Annotated in this window: 12 protein-coding genes; 4 read left to right on the forward strand and 8 right to left on the reverse strand. The window is 63.8% G+C overall.

What is annotated here, in order from left to right:
- The first annotated feature begins 77 nt into the window (after window positions 1-77).
- The 3 genes from EDF71_RS13400 to EDF71_RS13410 all read left to right on the forward strand — a co-directional run bounded on the left by EDF71_RS13400 (window position 78) and on the right by EDF71_RS13410 (window position 4,344).
- Window positions 78-584 carry a sigma-70 family RNA polymerase sigma factor gene (locus tag EDF71_RS13400; RefSeq protein WP_208301044.1) on the forward strand — a complete coding sequence of 169 codons (507 nt, stop codon included), beginning with the start codon at window positions 78-80 and terminating at the stop codon, window positions 582-584.
- 11 nt (window positions 585-595) lie between these two features.
- Window positions 596-1,603 carry a FecR domain-containing protein gene (locus EDF71_RS13405; RefSeq protein ID WP_133857085.1) on the forward strand — a complete coding sequence of 336 codons (1,008 nt, stop codon included), beginning with the start codon at window positions 596-598 and terminating at the stop codon, window positions 1,601-1,603.
- Between the two features lie 143 nt (window positions 1,604-1,746).
- Window positions 1,747-4,344 (forward strand): TonB-dependent receptor, encoded by a 2,598-nt coding sequence (locus EDF71_RS13410; protein ID WP_133857086.1) that lies wholly within the window; start codon window positions 1,747-1,749, stop codon window positions 4,342-4,344.
- A 237-nt stretch (window positions 4,345-4,581) separates the two neighbouring features.
- On the opposite strand, the gene EDF71_RS13415 is transcribed toward EDF71_RS13410, so the two are convergent.
- The 3 genes from EDF71_RS13415 to EDF71_RS13430 form a co-directional block, all read right to left on the reverse strand.
- The gene (locus EDF71_RS13415) at window positions 4,582-5,985 is read right to left on the reverse strand and encodes an Nramp family divalent metal transporter (protein WP_243854299.1); all 1,404 of its coding nucleotides are present in this window, start codon (window positions 5,983-5,985) and stop codon (window positions 4,582-4,584) included.
- Between the two features lie 320 nt (window positions 5,986-6,305).
- On the reverse strand, window positions 6,306-7,277 hold the full coding sequence (locus EDF71_RS13425) for a ferritin-like domain-containing protein (RefSeq protein WP_133857088.1): 972 nt from the start codon (window positions 7,275-7,277) through the stop codon (window positions 6,306-6,308).
- 502 nt (window positions 7,278-7,779) lie between these two features.
- A complete protein-coding gene (locus EDF71_RS13430) occupies window positions 7,780-9,435 on the reverse strand; it encodes an NAD(P)H dependent flavin oxidoreductase family protein (RefSeq protein ID WP_347876669.1) in 1,656 nt (551 codons plus the stop codon).
- A gap of 68 nt (window positions 9,436-9,503) precedes the next feature.
- Here EDF71_RS13430 and EDF71_RS13435 point away from each other — a divergent pair, with 68 nt between their 5' ends.
- Complete coding sequence (locus tag EDF71_RS13435) at window positions 9,504-11,036, forward strand: PLP-dependent aminotransferase family protein (protein ID WP_243854300.1); 1,533 nt, start codon at window positions 9,504-9,506, stop codon at window positions 11,034-11,036.
- A gap of 62 nt (window positions 11,037-11,098) precedes the next feature.
- Here the strand turns inward: EDF71_RS13435 and EDF71_RS13440 are convergent, their stop codons facing one another.
- From EDF71_RS13440 to EDF71_RS13460, 5 genes are all read right to left on the reverse strand, one after another.
- Window positions 11,099-11,794 (reverse strand): hypothetical protein, encoded by a 696-nt coding sequence (locus EDF71_RS13440; protein ID WP_133857090.1) that lies wholly within the window; start codon window positions 11,792-11,794, stop codon window positions 11,099-11,101.
- Window positions 11,795-11,936: 142 nt separating this feature from the next.
- On the reverse strand, window positions 11,937-12,968 hold the full coding sequence (locus EDF71_RS13445) for a histone deacetylase family protein (RefSeq protein ID WP_133857091.1): 1,032 nt from the start codon (window positions 12,966-12,968) through the stop codon (window positions 11,937-11,939).
- Window positions 12,965-13,822, reverse strand: a complete 858-nt coding sequence (locus tag EDF71_RS13450) for a GntR family transcriptional regulator (protein ID WP_133857092.1) — start codon at window positions 13,820-13,822, stop codon at window positions 12,965-12,967. The genes EDF71_RS13445 and EDF71_RS13450 overlap by 4 nt, the downstream gene beginning before the upstream one ends.
- Window positions 13,812-14,789 carry a DMT family transporter gene (locus EDF71_RS13455; protein WP_133857093.1) on the reverse strand — a complete coding sequence of 326 codons (978 nt, stop codon included), beginning with the start codon at window positions 14,787-14,789 and terminating at the stop codon, window positions 13,812-13,814. Before EDF71_RS13455 ends, EDF71_RS13450 begins: the two co-directional genes overlap by 11 nt.
- On the reverse strand, window positions 14,782-15,834 hold the full coding sequence (locus EDF71_RS13460; RefSeq protein ID WP_133857200.1) for a histone deacetylase family protein: 1,053 nt from the start codon (window positions 15,832-15,834) through the stop codon (window positions 14,782-14,784). Before EDF71_RS13460 ends, EDF71_RS13455 begins: the two co-directional genes overlap by 8 nt.
- Between the last annotated feature and the right edge of the window lies 1 nt (window position 15,835).

The raw sequence follows: 15,835 nt of genomic DNA on the forward strand, positions 1-15,835 counted from the left end.
CATTACGATACAATTCAACGCGAATAATTCTTATTTTCATGTTTGTCGCCGTGTTGCTGCGCGGATCGCCTCCTGCCATGTCCACTCCTGAGAACGCACTCCATCTGTCAGCCGTTGCAACGCTTTACACCGAGCACAACCGCTGGCTGCAGGGCTGGTTGCGCAAGAAGGTGGGCAATGCCTTTGATGCGGCCGACCTGGCGCAAAGCACTTTCTTGAAAGTGCTGACGGCCAGGCAGTCACTTGATCTGCAGGAGCCGCGCGCCTATCTGACGACGATTGCGCGCAATTTGCTGATCAACCAGGTGCGCCGGCGCGCGATTGAGCAGGCCTACCTGGATGCGCTGGCCGCCATGCCCGAGGCGGTCGCGCCATCTCCTGAAGCGCGCTTGCTGCTGCTGGAGACCCTGGTGGAGATTGACCGCCGCCTGGGCGATCTGCCTGCCTTGGTGAAGCAGGCGTTTTTGCTGGCGCAGCTCGAAGGCCTGAACCATTCGCAGATCGCGGAGGAGCTGGGTATCTCGGTCTCGACCGTCAAGCGCCATCTGGCCAAGGCCGCGATGTGCTGCTTCTTTCCAGAGTGAAGGCCTGATCCATGGCCTGGCCCACGCCTGCTGCAGAACCGCAGCCCAGCAAGATCCCCCCAGATACCGCTCGCCAGGCCGTGCAGTGGTGGGTCGCGCTGCGTGCCGATGCCCCCGAGCCCGAAGCGGCGCAGCGCCTGCAGCAGGACCTGTTGCAATGGCGCGCTGCAGACCCGATCCACGAGGCGGCCTGGCAGCGCATTGAATCGATGAGCGGCGAGATGGCAGGCCTTTCGCTGCCACTGGCGAAGGCGGCGCTGGGAGCGCCTGCATCGGCACGGCGACGGCGCAGCGTCCAACTGCTGACGGTGGCGCTGGTCTCAGGCATCAGTGCGACAGCGCTGTTCCGAAGCGGCGCCTGGAGCACCTGGTCGGCCGATGTGGTTGCAGGCCTGGGCGAACAGCGGACCACGACCTTGCCCGATGGCGGCAGCGTGGTGCTCAACAGCGGCACGGCCATCAACATCCGCTACAGCGATCAGCTGCGCATGCTGCAGTTGCTGCGCGGCGAGATCCTGGTGCAGACGGCGCATGACGCGATGGAGCGCCCCTTCGTCGTCAAGACGGAGGTGGGCAGTCTCCGGGCCTTGGGTACGCGCTTTACGGTGCGTGAGCGCGGCGATGCGCTGGAGATTGCTGTGCTGCAAGGCGCGGTGGAATTGAGGCCGCTGGACGGGCAGGGCGACCTGCTGGTCTTGCAGGCCGGCAGCCAGGGGCGGATGACGCGTACCGAGTCCGAGCGCAGCGGGCCGCTGTCTGCCGATGCCACGGCCTGGACGGAAGGCATGCTGGTGGTCTCCAACATGCGGCTGGATGCGTTTTTGGCCGAGCTATCCCGCTACCGGCGAGGGCGCCTGGGCTGCGATGCTGAGGTGGCGCATTTGCTGGTGTCCGGCGTCTATCCGCTGGCGGACACGGACCGGGTGCTGGCGTCCCTGAGCTTGTCGCTGCCCATCGAGGTGCACACTTTCTCGCGGTTCTGGATCACCGTGCGGGCCGCGCCGTCTGCGTCTTCCTAAGAGAAATGGGCGATGGGAAAATTTTTTCGGCTGGATTGAGCTAGTTGAGCGGGCTTGCTTGTCAAGCAGATAGAGCGTGTGATTTTTCTGGGTCACGCGCAGATGGTTCCGCCGTTATCAATCCTTGCCCTAGAGGTCCGTTCATGCGCCTTTCTTCCCACCCGCTGCCCGCTGCGGCGGCTTCTTTGTCTCCCTCTTTTCCTGCGCTGCGTCCCGTGGCGCTCGCCATCCTGGTGCTGGGCATGGGCACTGCAGCGCTGCTGCCGCGCCCGGCCATTGCGCAGCAGGCGCAGACTGCAGCCCAGCGCAGCTACGACGTGCCCCCCGGCAGCTTGGGCGAGGTGCTCAACCGCATCGGCCGCGAAGCGGGCGTGCTGGTGACCTATGGCGCCGTGGTGCCCAGCAGTGCGCAAAGCGCTGGTGTGCGCGGGCAGTTCTCGGTAGAGCAGGCACTGGCCAAAGCGCTGCAGGACAGTGGCCTGGTGGCTGTGCAGGTCGAGGGCGGCGGTTTTGCCGTGCGCGCGACGCCCAAGCCAGCAACTGAGGCCACCGCAGAGGACGCGGACCAGCCCCCGGGCGCCGACTACACGCTGCGCGAAGTGCGCGTTTCTGCCAAACGCCTGGGAGAGACCGAAGGCACGGGCTCCTACACCAGCGATGCCATCACCGTGGGCAAAACGGCGCAGGCCATGCGCGAGATGCCGCAGACGGTGTCGGTGGTCACGCGCCAGCGCATGGAAGACCAGGAGCTCAATGACCTGGGCAAGGTGGCCGAGCAAACGGTGGGTGTCACGGTGCAGGACCAGGGCTTCCGCCTCACCAACCTGTACTCGCGCGGTTTTGCCATCAACAGCTTTCAGCTCGATGGAGGCGCGCCGATCGACAAGGGCTTTGTGGCCAATGTGGCCTTTGACATGGCGCAGTACGACCGGGTGGAGTTTTTGCGCGGCCCGGCGGGCCTGCTCAACGGCACCGGCAACCCCGGTGGCGCCGTCAACCTGGTGCGCAAGATGCCCACCGCCACGCCGCAGTTCAACGTCAGCGCATCGGCGGGGCGTTGGGACAACTACCGCACCGAGGTGGATGCTTCCGGCCCGCTGGCGTTTGATGGCAAGCTGCGCGGCCGCGCGGTGATGATGCAAGAAAAGCGCCACTACTTTATCGACCGCCGCAGCAGCGACCGGCCGCTGTTCTACGGCGTGCTGGAGGCCGATGTCGGTCCCGATGCCGTCGTCGCCATTGGCGCCCGCGACCAGCAATTGAAGGAGCGCGGCAATGCCACCGACCTGCCACGCTACAGCAATGGCCTGGACCTGCGCCTGCCACGCAATACCAGCATGAGCTCCGACTGGAGCCGCCTCAATGGCTTGTCCAAGGAAATCTTTGCCAAGCTGACCTGGCGGGTCGCCGACCGCTGGACCCTGCGTGCCAATGCGGCGCAAACCAAGCAGTCCGGCGAATCCAAGTTTGGCTCGATGCAAGGCGCCATCGATCCGATCACGGGCCAGGGCGCCCGCTGGGTGGCGGCGCGCAATATCTACAGCAACCAGCAAAACCTGCTGGATGTGAACCTGAGCGGCGCCTTCGATCTGCTGGGCCACACGCATGAGCTGCTGCTGGGTGCCGATATGCAGGACATCACCAGCCGCTGGCGCGGTGCCTACCCGGTCAGCGGCAACAATGTGCCCGGGGATATCTTCAACCCCAATTCGCTGCCGTTCCCTGAGCCGGTGTTTGGCGCCGTGGAGCGCGACTACAACCCCTGGGCGCAAAAGCAATATGGCGTGTATGGCACCTTGCGCATGGAGCTGGCCAAAGGCACCAAGCTGATCGTCGGCGCGCGCGCCAACAAATACCGCTTCAACCAGGCGTATTGGGAGACGTACGACGCCAACGGCGACCGTACCACCGACCTGCAACTGGCCGATGCCACACGCTACGCCGAGCCCACCAAGGTCACGCCCTTTGGTGGCCTGGTCTATGACCTCAACGCCGACTGGACCGCCTACGCCAGCTATGCGCAGATCTTCAACCCACAATACGGATCCAAAGCCGGCCCCGCCCCAGGTACCGGCCTGCCACCCATGCGCGGCACCAACCTGGAGGCGGGCGTCAAGGGCGAGCTGCTCAATGGCAAGCTCAACACCTCCTTTGCGCTGTACCGCACCACGCAGGACCGCCAGGCCGTGCAAGACCCGCGTTACCCCTGGTCCAGCGAACTGTATGCCGGTAGCTGCTGCTACCTGGCCTCAGGCAAGGTCATCAGCCAGGGTCTGGATATGGAAGTGAGCGGCGAGGTGGCGCGCGGTGTCAACCTGGTTGCCGGCTACACCTACAACAACAACCGCGACAAGACCGAAAACGCCGTTTTCAGCACCATCACACCGCGCCACCTGCTCAAGCTCTGGGGCACCTGGCAACTGCCGGGCGAGGCCTCGGGATGGACCCTGGGCGGTGGCACCACCATCCAAAGCACCCAGTACGTGAGCGGCAGCGCCAATTCCTACAACCCCGAATCGGGCAAGTTTGATGGCGCAAGCGTTCCCTACAAGTACACGCAGGGCGGCTATGCGCTGTGGAATGGCTTTGTGCAGTACCGCATCGATCCGAACTGGACGGTCTCGCTCAATGTCAGCAACCTGTTTGACAAGGTCTACTACCGCACGGTGGGTAGCTCCTTCGGTGGCAACTACTATGGCGAGCCGCGCAATGTGTCGGTGGCCTTGCGGGGTAAGTTCTAGGCTGATTGGCAGCCCGCTGCGCAAATCACTTGACGTGGCGCGGTTGCAATCCTTTTTAGGACCTCCGTCTGCTTGTGAGCGACAAAGCTAAGCACAGGACGAAGCTGGCCAATCAGCACGCTATCTCACACCAGTGTTTGACCAGTCTTGCGCCAGATGATGCCCCCCGGACGTCGTGATGCGGAATCTGACCAAGGCAGAACATATGGCAGACGGCCTTTGCCAGCCACTCCGGCCTTATGCCCATAACAGCCGTTGCAGCATCCACAGGTTGAGCGAAACCACAACGATAGCGCAGGTCCACAACAGGATGGCCATCGGTCTGCCAAAAGTCAGCGCGCCCAAGGCATTGCGGCGGGTGGTGAACATCAGCAGCGGCACGATGGCAAAGGGCAGCTGCATGCTGAGAACCACCTGGCTGAACACCAGCAGGGCGCTGGCGCCTTCGCTGCCATACCAGGCCGTGGCGATGACGGCGGGCACGATGGCGATAAGCCGGGTCAGCAGCGCCCGCATCGCTGGCGACAGGCGAATCTGCAAAAAGCCTTCCATGACGATCTGGCCCGCCAAGGTGCCCGTCACTGAAGAGCTGAGGCCCGAGGCGAGCAGGGCGGTGCCAAACACGGCGCTGGCAATGCCAACGCCCAGGACAGGCGACAGCAGATGGTAGGCATCTGACAGCTCGGTAACGGGTGGTGTGCCCGGGCGATTAAAAGCACCAGCTGCCACGACCAGGATGGCGGCGTTGACAAACAGCGCCAAGCCCAATGCGACGGTCGAGTCGATCGTGGCGAATCGGATCGCCTGGCGTGTGCCCTCCGGGGTCGTGCTGTGTTCGCGCGTCTGCACGATGGCCGAATGCAGATACAGGTTGTGCGGCATCACGGTGGCGCCCACGATGCCGACGGCCAGGTAGAGTATCTCCGGGTTGGTCACGATCTCGGAGCGCGGAATGAAGCCGGACAGCATGGTGGCCAGCGGGGGATGCAGCCACATCAGCTGGGCGCCGAAGCAAATGCCGATCAAGGCCACGAGCCCGATGACGACCGCCTCCAGCGCGCGAAACCCCCGGCTTTGCAGCGCAAGAATCAGCATCACATCGACCACGGTGATGCAGACGCCTACGATCAGGGGCAGGCCAAACAGCAGGTTCAGACCGATGGCCATGCCCAGCACCTCGGCCAGGTTGCAGGCCACGATGGCAATCTCGCAAAAGAACCAGAGCATCAGGTTGATGCGCGGCGGAAACTGTTCGCGGCAGGCCTGGGCCAGGTCGCGGCCGCTGGCCAGGCCCAAGCGCACAGCGGCAGCCTGGAACAGCATGGCCATCAGGTTGGATACAAAGATCACCGTCAGCAAGGAATAGCCGAACTGCGAGCCGCCCGCAATCGAGGTGGCCCAGTTGCCGGGGTCCATATAGCCCACTGCCACGAGATAGCCTGGCCCGGCAAATGCCAGCATGCGCCTTGCATTGGCCGAACGGCTACTGCCTTGCGGTACCGCAATGCTGCGGTGAACCTGCGGCAGGCTGGGGACGCCTGGCTTCTGCTGGTCTGGACACTCCATATCGGAGCACGCTGGCTTGGGCATGCCCCCTTCGCCGTTGATCTGGCTGTGCGTGGTGAAGGCAGGTGGGGGCATGAAATGCTCTTATCTGGCGGTCGGTGCTGGCTGCTGCGCAAGGGTGGGGGTGGTTGCAGTGGCCACTGCGTCTATTTCCCCATGGTTCAACCGTGCCAGCAGATCACTGCTAATGATGGCCAGACCTGCCAAGATAATCAAGCTCCCTACACAACGACGCGCCAAAGCGGCGGGCTTCAGCCGCCGCGTCTTGCTGCGGTCGCATGCTTGCGGGGATGGGGGCAAAAAGGACGTCATCGCAACTCCTTCGCAGAAAAACAGCTGTCTCGGCACGCCTTGTAAAAATCCTGCCCCAGAGCGGGGCAGGATGCTGCTACGCCTTAAGCGTAGGCGGAGCTCATCACCAAGGCACCATTCACGCCGGCCGGGAAGAAGCCGCCCTTGGTGGCGGAGTCCTTGGTCAGGTAGACGATGTTCAGCACATCGCCTGGCGAGCGGCTGTAGGCAATGCCGTCGGCATCCAACGGCACGATGTTGGAAGTGCTGTCATCCCCCACAATGCCCTGGTCCACATCGGAGGAGCCATCCAGGCTGTCGCGCGCATCCGAGATCGCACCGGCCGCCGAGCGCAGTGCGGGGGTGGCGAGGCCCTTGGCGTAGAGCACCGTGCGCACCAGACCTGCGTGGTAAGCCTCGGCGGACAGAATGCCTGCTGCCGCTTCCAGATAGGTCTTGTTGGTGATCAGCGGCGATGCGCCCTTGTAGGCCGTCACACCCACGTCCTCAAAGATAAAGGCGCCCAGCAGAAAGTTCTCGTCGCTGGCATAGGGATCGAAGGCCACGCCCGCACCCACCAGACCGGCAGCGCGCGCTGCGACCGAGAAGGCGCCGTTCGGGTCGGTGCCGCCGATGTCGATCTGCGGCTGCGCCACGGCTGCCGAGCCCAGCGCCTTGCGCAAAAATTCCACGTGGGCCAGCTCGTCCTGGGCAATCTCCTTGGCATACTGCGCTACCAGCGGATCCTTGAAAGCCACCGCCCGCCCGCCGACGATGCCGCCCTGCGTGCCCGTGCCCGACTGCATATTGGCGGGCAGCCCCGTGCCAAACACCGCATAGTGGTAGAACTGCGATTCCAGATATTCCAGGTTCAGCGCAAAGTTCAGAATCTCGACATCGGTCGGGCCATTGTTCTGGGCATTGGCATCACTGCCGCCGCCCCCGCAAGCCGTCAAAATCGCACCGCCTGCCATACCTGCTGCCACGCCTCCCGTTTTTCTGAAGAATTGACGCCGGTCTTCCAATTTCTTGGCCCGCTGTTGCAATACACCTATCAACACTGATTCGTCAGACATGTGATTTCCTTTCGAGTTGCGCTTAACGCGCCTACCTACACAGGAATGCGCCGTCGTTAGACAGCACACGGTGCAGCAAGAAGCAGCTCAGCACAGAAGCCTGGTCCGTGGAGACTGATGACGTCAGCTCTTGCTACTTGCGGTGTACGCAGCAGATCGAAAGCTGGATTCAGTATTTTTGGGATATTTACAATTCGACGTAATTTCTAAATCGTTGAGATGAATTTCTGCCGATTTATCTAAGGGGTTTGGGATTTTGATAGAAATATCGGGAATGGCATTGCTGGATATGGCCTCTATGAACACCAGCAGCGCTTAGCGATGTTGGAGTTGGTAAATAGCGAGCTGAATGACAAGATCTGCTGCGATGGCACAGAACCGTAGGCGACAGTGGCCAACCCACATCACGTCCAAAAAATCTACTGCCTTTTGGGCAGCCCATCTGCGTGATTTTTTGGGTGATGGAGGTGAAGAGGGAGCATCGGCCATAGCCTGCTATTCGCTACCCTCGCAGCAAAACGTCCTCAAAGAAAGCCCCAACCGGACGCTCATGGTCACGCAGCTGGATCTCCAGTACCCATAGACCGTCTCCCGGTGCGAATCCGGCTTGCGCCAGTTTGTGGCGGCCATAGAGCGCATGCGGAAAGTCAGCGATGCGGTGGCCGGCCATTTCGTGCACCAAGGTGCAGCCATGGCGCAGGGCGGCCGTTTCGGCGAAGGCATAGAGGGCGATGCCATCGGCGCCGCCCAACCAGGCCTCCCGCGTTTCATCGAAGACCGCCCGGGCAGCGCGTGCACAGCGCTGGTGGACGAGGTCGTCGCCGAAGACAAAGGTGTCGCCATAGTCACCCTCGTAGCCGTCCCATACCGGGCCGATATCGATAAAGACAATGTCATTTTCTTTCAGCCGCCGTTCGGGATCGCCCAAGTCCCGCGAGGTGCAGGTCGTATCGTCCCCAAAACGGATGATGGTCGGGTGCCAGTTCCGTTCGGCACCCAACTCGCGCAACCAGGTGTCGGCCTGCGCCCGCGCCTCTGCCGAACTCATGCCCGGGGTCAGCCGTTCGCTGATGTACTGAACCGCCGCGATCGAGCGCTCACGCGCCGCCAAAATGCCGGAGCGCTCGAAGCGTGGACTGGTGCGTTCCCAGTCGTTCGGCGCATCGTCGCGGCCGCTGGGTACAAAAGCGTCGGCCTTCCAATGGGTGGCTGGCAGGCCGGCATCGAGCAGTGCCTGGCGTGCGTCGCGCAGCATATGCGGGTTGCCGCAGGCATGAACGCGGGTCCGGCGCCAGTCGTGGCCTCCGTCCAAGGCATAGTCTTGGACATGGCGCTGTAGCGCGGCATCGCTGCCGGCATGTCCTTTTGTCGCCTCGGGAGCGACGGCAGTCCATCGCAGACGGGCGTCGGCTGCCGCCCAGGCATCCAGCTCTCGGCTGGCATAGTGGTCTGCCGCATGGCGACCGCCCCAGTACAGGGTCACGGAAGGAACGCTGGGATCTGCCAGCGCCGTCTCGATCAGCGCACGCACGCCCGCATAGCCGGTTCCCGTCGCAAGCAGCACCAGCGGTACCCCTGCCTCAATGGTGTCGGCCGCGCCAAAGGCCGCCATCACCTGCAGGCTGTCACCGGCTTTCAGCGTGCGCAGTGCCCCATCAGAAAAGCGGCCGTTGGCCACTTGGCGAATCTGCAGCTCGATGGGATCGCGTTCGTGGCTGCGGCGGTTGGCGATCGAGAAGCAGCGATGGTCATCGCCCTCCAGACCTACACGCAGGTGCTGGCCTGGCTGCGTAGCCAATGCGCCGCCGGGATCGAGCACGACGCGCACCACGTCGCTGGACAGCGACTCCCGCAGCAGCACCTGCATGCGGTACGGCTGTGGCAAGGTCTGCGGCGTCCAGTCTGGAACCTCCAGTACCAGCGCACCAAGCGCACGTACCTGGCACATCAGCACCCGCCCCGGACCGGGGTCACAGGCGTTCGCCGCTGCATGGGCCGTCGGTGCATAGTCACCCGAGACCACGATGGCGGCGCAGGACCCACAGGCGCCGCGCTGGCAAGAGAATGGCACGGACACAGCAGCGGTAAGCGCTGCATCCACGACGCTGGTTTCAGCGCCGGTTGCAAGATGCGCTCCCTGGGGGAGCAGCGTGCAGATGTCCGTGGAGAGTGGGGTGCTAGGTATTGGATTCTTCATCGCCTGGAAGATACGTACACTATGGCCTTGTGAAAATAGCCATTTCCAAGAATTTGACCAAGCCACTTTCAGCCAAGGCGGCTGCCACCGCCACGTTTGATCTCCCGGTGCTTCCGCTGCTGGAGACAGAGACACGCCAGACCTGGGTCTACCGTTTGCTGCGTGAAGCGATCCTGCGTGGCTCCTTGCAGGCGGGCATGCGGGTGCCGTCTTCCCGGGCCTTGTCCAAGCAGCTGGAGGTGTCGAGGTCGACGGTGGAGGTCGCTTTTGACCAACTGCGTGCAGAAGGCTATGTCAGTGGCGTGGTCGGCTCGGGCACCTATGTCAGCGCGGCACTGCCCGACCAATTTTTGCGAGCGGCTTCGCAGGCGCCTGCGCGTAAATCTCCTGCACCGCATGCTGGATCGGCGGATGCCTCGGCATCGGCAACGCTGCGGGCCAGTCGGCTGGATGCGGCCTTTGTTGCGCGCATCGCCGACCCGACGCTTTTTCCGCTTGCCACCTGGCGCAGGCACCTGCAGGCCGCCGCGCGCAGCCTGCCCATGCATGAGCTTATGGGTGGCGACCTGTTCGGTTCGCTGTCACTGCGTACCCAGGTTGCCCGCTACCTGGGCGCGGCGCGGGGGATTGCATGCGATCCCGCGCAGATCGTGATCGTGACCGGTATCCGGCAGGCTTTGCATCTGGCAGGACGCGCGCTGCTTAAGCCTACTGACACAGTGCTGCTGGAGGACCCCGGCTATGTGCTCGCATCGGACATCTTTGCCCCCTATGCGCAAAGCATCGTGCCGGTGGCTATTGATGCGTCTGGGTTTTCCGTGGCGGATGCGCGCAGGCACGCAGATGCGCGGGCGGCACACATCACGCCTGCACACCAATCGCCCACTGGCGTCACCATGCCGGTGGCGCGTCGCCTGGAGTTGCTCAACTGGGCGAAGGAACAGCAGGTGTGGCTGCTGGAGGATGACTACGACAGCGAATTCAACTACCGCAGTGCACCCCTTCCCGCCCTCAAGAACCTGGACCAGCACGACCGCGTGATCCACTGCGGCAGCTTCAACAAGACCATGTTCTCGGAGCTCAGAATTGGCTACATGGTGGTTCCTCGCGCGCTGCTGCCTGCCTTCGCGCTGGCTTGCCGGGCGATGGGGCCTTCCGTGGGGGTGATTGAGCAACGGGCCCTCGCCAGCTTTATCGAGGACGGTGGCTTCGCCAGACATGTGCGGCGGTCGCGCATCGTCTATGCCAGCCGCAGAGAACGGGTATTGGCGTCACTGCGCGAGGCCGTCGCGCCGCTGCCGCTGCACACCAGCGGTGAGCACGGAGGCTTCCACTTTGTGTGGTGGTTGCCGGAATGCATTCCGCTGGCTGCGCTTTTGCAGCAGGCCAACGTGCGCAGCCTGCGTATCGACGTCGTGGCCGACCATTGCCGCAGCAGCCAGATGCCGCCGGGCATTCTCATTGGGGATAGCGCTTTGAGCGATGAGGGGCTGGATGACGCACTGGCGAGATTGCGCGAGGCGATTGCTGCGGCGCGGGTTGATTTGGCGAAGAGGTCTTGAATGCCTACCTGCTTGGTTCGTCGCGCTGGATGGCTTACTGCCTGCGTGAAGGCCGTTTGTTGTTAAGTTCTCGGAGGCTGCCGGGTGCTTGCCTTGGGCTCCCAAGTGCTGGAAGCCCTTGCTGAATTGAACCAGCTGAAAGGGTGGTATCGCCTGAATCGAATGGCGTTGGGGATTAATTCTGCGATGGCATCTTCGACTTCGTCGCGCAGTGGCCGGCCGCCATCTTTACCCACCGTGCATGCGTTGACCACCAGATCTCCGTCGCGGTACCAGTGCATCAGCCGGTTTTGGAAGAAAGCACGACCTCCGCGTTCCCAGGCTAGCCTGAATACGGCATCGCGATCTCTCCCAATCGGGCTTATCCCCAAAGAGCACTGAAAGGGGATGGCATTCATCAACACCAGACCTGTATCTGCGGTGATTGGCAGGTCTGCAGCAGCGATGCGCTGGCGGATACGCTTACCAGTGGGTCCGTTGGCAGGCCAGGGCGTGTAGAAGAACTTGGCGCTGTATTCGTCAATGTGCGGCGATTCCATGACGAGCAAAACGCATGGGCTCGGCGGGCGCATGGCCGGATTGCCGCGGGCTGCATCCGACCAGTCTGCCTTTCCTTCCAAGTTGGCGATGAGGCCTGCATACCTGTCTGGACAGTGACCTGGAAACTGCGGGTGACTGGCTTGAACCGTCTTGACGATGTGCTTGAACCATTCGTCGCTTCCCGCCAGGGCCGCATGTTCATGGAGGTCTGCTTGCATGGCGAAGGCGCCCTTTAATGGCTGAGATCGCTTGATTTTGGCCTGATTTTGCTTTTCCGCATTGACGCTGGCAGCTGCATGGCAGCGGCAGCTGGATGCCGAAAGAGCGCAATCAGGCCGTATCGCATCATGAACGCCGAAACTACTGCGCCCCGACCTCAAACCCCCGCAACGCACTCTCCAGATTCAAGCCCAAATCCTCACTCAAATACCCGCCTTCCTGCACGATCACCGTCGGCAGCCCCAACTGCGCAATTTTCTCGGTGATGCGGGCGAAGCCGGGGGTGTCGATGGCCAGGGCCTGGTAGGGGTCGTGCTCGTGGGCGTCCAGGCCCAGGGCCAACACCAGGGCGCCGGGGGCGTAGTGACGGATAGATGTGAGGGCGGTTTCCAGGGCGCGCAGGTACTGGTCGGTGGTGGTGCCCTTGGGCTGGGGCAGGTTCAGGTTGTAGCCCAGGCCTTCGCCTTCGCCGCGCTCATGCGCATGGCCGGTGAAGAAGGGGGTGCAGAAGTGCGGATCGGCATGGATCGAGACGGTCAGCACATCGTTGCGGCGCCAGAAGATGCCCTGGGTGCCGTTGCCGTGGTGCACGTCGATGTCGAGCACTGCGACGCGGGCATGCTTGCTGCGCAGGTGCTGGGCGGCGATGGCGGCGTTGTTCAGATAGCAAAAGCCATTGGCGCGGTCTACATAGGCGTGGTGGCCGGGTGGGCGGCACAGCGCGTAGGCGGCTTGTTCGCCTTGCAGCACCAGCTCAGCGGCATGGGTGGCGCAGTGGGCGGAGTTGATGGCCGCGTGCCAGGTGTGCTCGCCAATGCTGCAAGCGCAGTCACCCATGTGGTAGCCGGCCTGGCCGACCAGATGGTCCGGGTAGGTAAAGGGCTGGCCGGGGAAGGGGAAGACATTGGGCAGCACTTCGAGCGAGGCATCGGGCAGCGCCTGCCAGCGTTGCCAGGCGGTTTGCAGAAAGTGCAGGTACTCGGGGGTGTGGACGGCGGCGCGCGGGCCGGGGCCAAAGTCTTCGACCAGCATCGGCTGGTGGCCGGCCTTCTGGGCGGAGCGCAGCAGGATCTCGGCGCGTTCGGGTTGCTCGTTGCTGCGCTTGAGTTGGCCGCGCACCATGAATTGCTGCGGGTCGTGACTGCGGTGCGCGTGGCTGTAGATGAATTTCATGGTCTTGGCGGTTTTCGTCGGGAGGAAGAAACGGGAGATGCAGTGGCGCTGGCCTTGGGCTTGGCCTTGGTGGCGGATACCGGTGCGGATATCGTTGCGGATGTAGGCGCGGCGCCGCTGTTGGCGTCCGGCGCCTGGTCGTCGTGCAGCACCTGGGCATGGGCCTTGTTCTGGGCGTCTACCAGGTGCACGCGCAGTGCTTTTTCTGCGGCGTCGGCATCGCGCTGCAAGATGGCATCGACCACCGGGAAGTGCGATTGCGCAATAAATACCGGGTCGCGGTACTGGCGCTCGATAAAGCCCTGGCAGATGCGGATCTCGGCCTGCATATTGGCAAAGATGCGCTGCAGATACTCGTTGCCCGAGAGGCGCGAGATGGCGGTGTGCATGCCCAGGTCCATCGTCACCCGCTCGATATTGCTCAAGGTCGGCGCGCGTTCCAGCATGTCATCGGCATAGGCTTTGAGCGATGCGAGCTGCGCATCGGTCGCCACCTCGCAGGCCAGGCGTGCGGCCATCACTTCCAGGCCCAGACGCACCTGGAACAGGTCCTGGATCTCCTTGGGGCTGAAGGTGCGCACGGTAAAACCCTTGCGCGGCGTCGAGACGATGACGCCCTGGCTCTCCAGCCGGCGGGCGGCCTCACGCAGCGGGGCGCGGCTCACGCCCATCTGGCGTGACAGCTCGGCCTCGACGATGCGCGAGCCCGGTGGCAGCCGGCCTTCAAAAATGGCCTGCAGCAGCTGGCGCTCCACCAGCTCCACCAGATCGGGCACCCGGATTGACGAAAAGCCGGGGTTGTCTCTCTCCTCGCCCTGCAGGGCGATGTTTTTGCGAAGGGTCTCAGATGTCATGTCGGGGTGCCTGGTGAGCGGTGTACTTTTGCCGCCGGGGCCATGCAAGGTACACACCGGCAGCGCTGATCATCAGCATGCCATAAAGGGCCAGGCTGTCTGGCGGTCGTTGGAACCAGAACGTGCTGATCAAGACTGCCAGCAACAGTTGTACATAATTCATCGGCGCCAGGGTCGAGGCCGAGGCGCGCTGGAAGGCCTGCAGCAGCAGCAACTGCGCGCCACCGCTGACAAAGCCGCCCGCCAGCAGCAGGGCCATATGCGGCAAATCAGGCCATTCGGTGATCGGGTGAAAGAGGGTCGGCAGGTTGGTGATGACCAGGCAAAACAGTGCCATATAGGCAAACTGCACCGCCGTGGGCACCACCCCTGAAAGCTTGCGCGTGAGTACCTGGAACAGCGCATAGCAGACGGCCGAGATGGCCATCAGCACCGTGCCGGCCAGTGGCAGCGCATTGCCCGGGCGCACGATGAGCAGCATGCCGGCAAAGCCCAGCAGCACTGCCACCCATTGCACGCGGCCCACCCGCTCGCCCAGCAGCCAGGGCGAGAGCGCCACCATGATGAGCGGTGCGGTGAAATAGATGGCGGTGGCCTCGGCCAGCGGCATGGTGGCCAGCGCCGTCATGAAGCAGGTGGCCACAATGGCCAGCATCAGGCTGCGCAGCAGCAGCAATTTGCCGCTGCGCAGGCGCCCCCAGCGCAGCGCCGACCAGTCGCCATGCCGGTGCATGACCCACAAGGCCAGCACGCCGATGGCCGTGTAGCGCGAGAGGTTCATCACCGTGGCCGGGTAGCGGGCCAGCATGTGCTTGGCAAAGGCGTCGTAGCAGGCAAAGCACAGCAGCGCTGCCAGAAACAGGCCCAGGCCCTGGCGCAGCCGGCGCGCGGCATCGGCCTCGCGCTGTGCTGGCAAGGGTGCCGGGCTGCCGATCTGGCGGCTGGGCTGCGCGGCCTGGTCAGCCATGGAGGCCCTCCAAGAACGCCTGCAGGCCCGGTCCGATGGCTTCGATCAGGTAGCCGCCTTCCTGCACCACCACCAGGGGCAGGCCGAGCGCGCGCAGCTTTTGGCCGACGGCGCGGTAAGCCTCAAAGTCCACCTTCAGCACGCTGATCGGGTCGTCCTTGAAGGTGTCAAAGCCCAGGGCCAGCACCACGGCCTGCGGGGCAAAGGAACGCAGAGCCTCCAGGCCGGTGTCTACAGCGGCCAGAAACTCTGCATTGCCGCTGCCATGGGCCAGCGGCAGGTTCAGGTTGAAGCCTTCGCCCGCGCCCGCGCCGCGCTCATGGGCGTAGCCGGTGTAGAACGGAAAGTAGCTGCTGGTCTCCGCATGGGTCGATACCGTCAGCACATCGTCGCGGGCGTAGAAGATGCTCTGCGTGCCATCGCCATGGTGGGCGTCTACATCGAGCACGGCGACCCGCCCAAAATGCCCGGCCAGGCGCGCGGTGGCACAGGCATTGTTGTTGACATAGCAAAAGCCGCTGGCCCGATCCCAGTGCGCATGGTGGCCCGAGGGGCGGCACAGCGCATAGGCCATGCGCTCACCGGCAATCATTGCATCGGCCGCGGCCACGGCGCTGTGGGCCGAGCGCAGGATGGACTGCCAGCTGTCCGGCCCCAGCGGGCAGGACAGGTCACCCAGGTAGTAGCCGGTCTGCGGTATCAGCGCGGGCGATGGGCAGGGCGGGCGGCGCTGGCCGGCGGGCACGCCGGCATAGGGCGAGAGGTTGGCCATCACCTCGGGGCCGGCATTGGCGCCGCTGGCCAGCATCGCTTGCCAGCGCGGCCAGGCGCTTTGCAGATAGTCCAGGTAGTGCGGTGCGTGCACGGCCTCCAGCGGCGCGCGGCCCAGGTCGGGCGGGGCGCTGACGGTCAGGCCCGCCTGCTGCAGCGCATCGGCCAGGGTTTCGGCGCGGCTGGGCAGATCGGGCGCGGGCACCAGCTTGCCCAGGCGCATGAACTGGCTGGGGTGGTGCAGCGCTTGTTCGGGGCTGTAGAAGGCTTGCATG

The sequence above is a fragment of the Comamonas sp. JUb58 genome, assembly GCF_004364775.1.
GTDB lineage: Bacteria > Pseudomonadota > Gammaproteobacteria > Burkholderiales > Burkholderiaceae_C > Comamonas.

Bases quoted from the DNA above. Each gene is read 5' to 3' on its own strand.
- EDF71_RS13455 (WP_133857093.1), bottom strand. From the start codon at position 14,789: ATGGCTGACCAGGCCGCGCAGCCCAGCCGCCAGATCGGCAGCCCGGCA.
- EDF71_RS13460 (WP_133857200.1), bottom strand. From the start codon at position 15,834: ATGCAAGCCTTCTACAGCCCCGAACAAGCGCTGCACCACCCCAGCCAG.
- EDF71_RS13405 (WP_133857085.1), top strand. From the start codon at position 596: ATGGCCTGGCCCACGCCTGCTGCAGAACCGCAGCCCAGCAAGATCCCC.
- EDF71_RS13425 (WP_133857088.1), bottom strand. From the start codon at position 7,277: ATGTCTGACGAATCAGTGTTGATAGGTGTATTGCAACAGCGGGCCAAG.
- EDF71_RS13440 (WP_133857090.1), bottom strand. From the start codon at position 11,794: ATGCAAGCAGACCTCCATGAACATGCGGCCCTGGCGGGAAGCGACGAA.
- EDF71_RS13450 (WP_133857092.1), bottom strand. From the start codon at position 13,822: ATGACATCTGAGACCCTTCGCAAAAACATCGCCCTGCAGGGCGAGGAG.
- EDF71_RS13400 (WP_208301044.1), top strand. From the start codon at position 78: ATGTCCACTCCTGAGAACGCACTCCATCTGTCAGCCGTTGCAACGCTT.
- EDF71_RS13445 (WP_133857091.1), bottom strand. From the start codon at position 12,968: ATGAAATTCATCTACAGCCACGCGCACCGCAGTCACGACCCGCAGCAA.
- EDF71_RS13410 (WP_133857086.1), top strand. From the start codon at position 1,747: ATGCGCCTTTCTTCCCACCCGCTGCCCGCTGCGGCGGCTTCTTTGTCT.
- EDF71_RS13415 (WP_243854299.1), bottom strand. From the start codon at position 5,985: ATGCCCCCACCTGCCTTCACCACGCACAGCCAGATCAACGGCGAAGGG.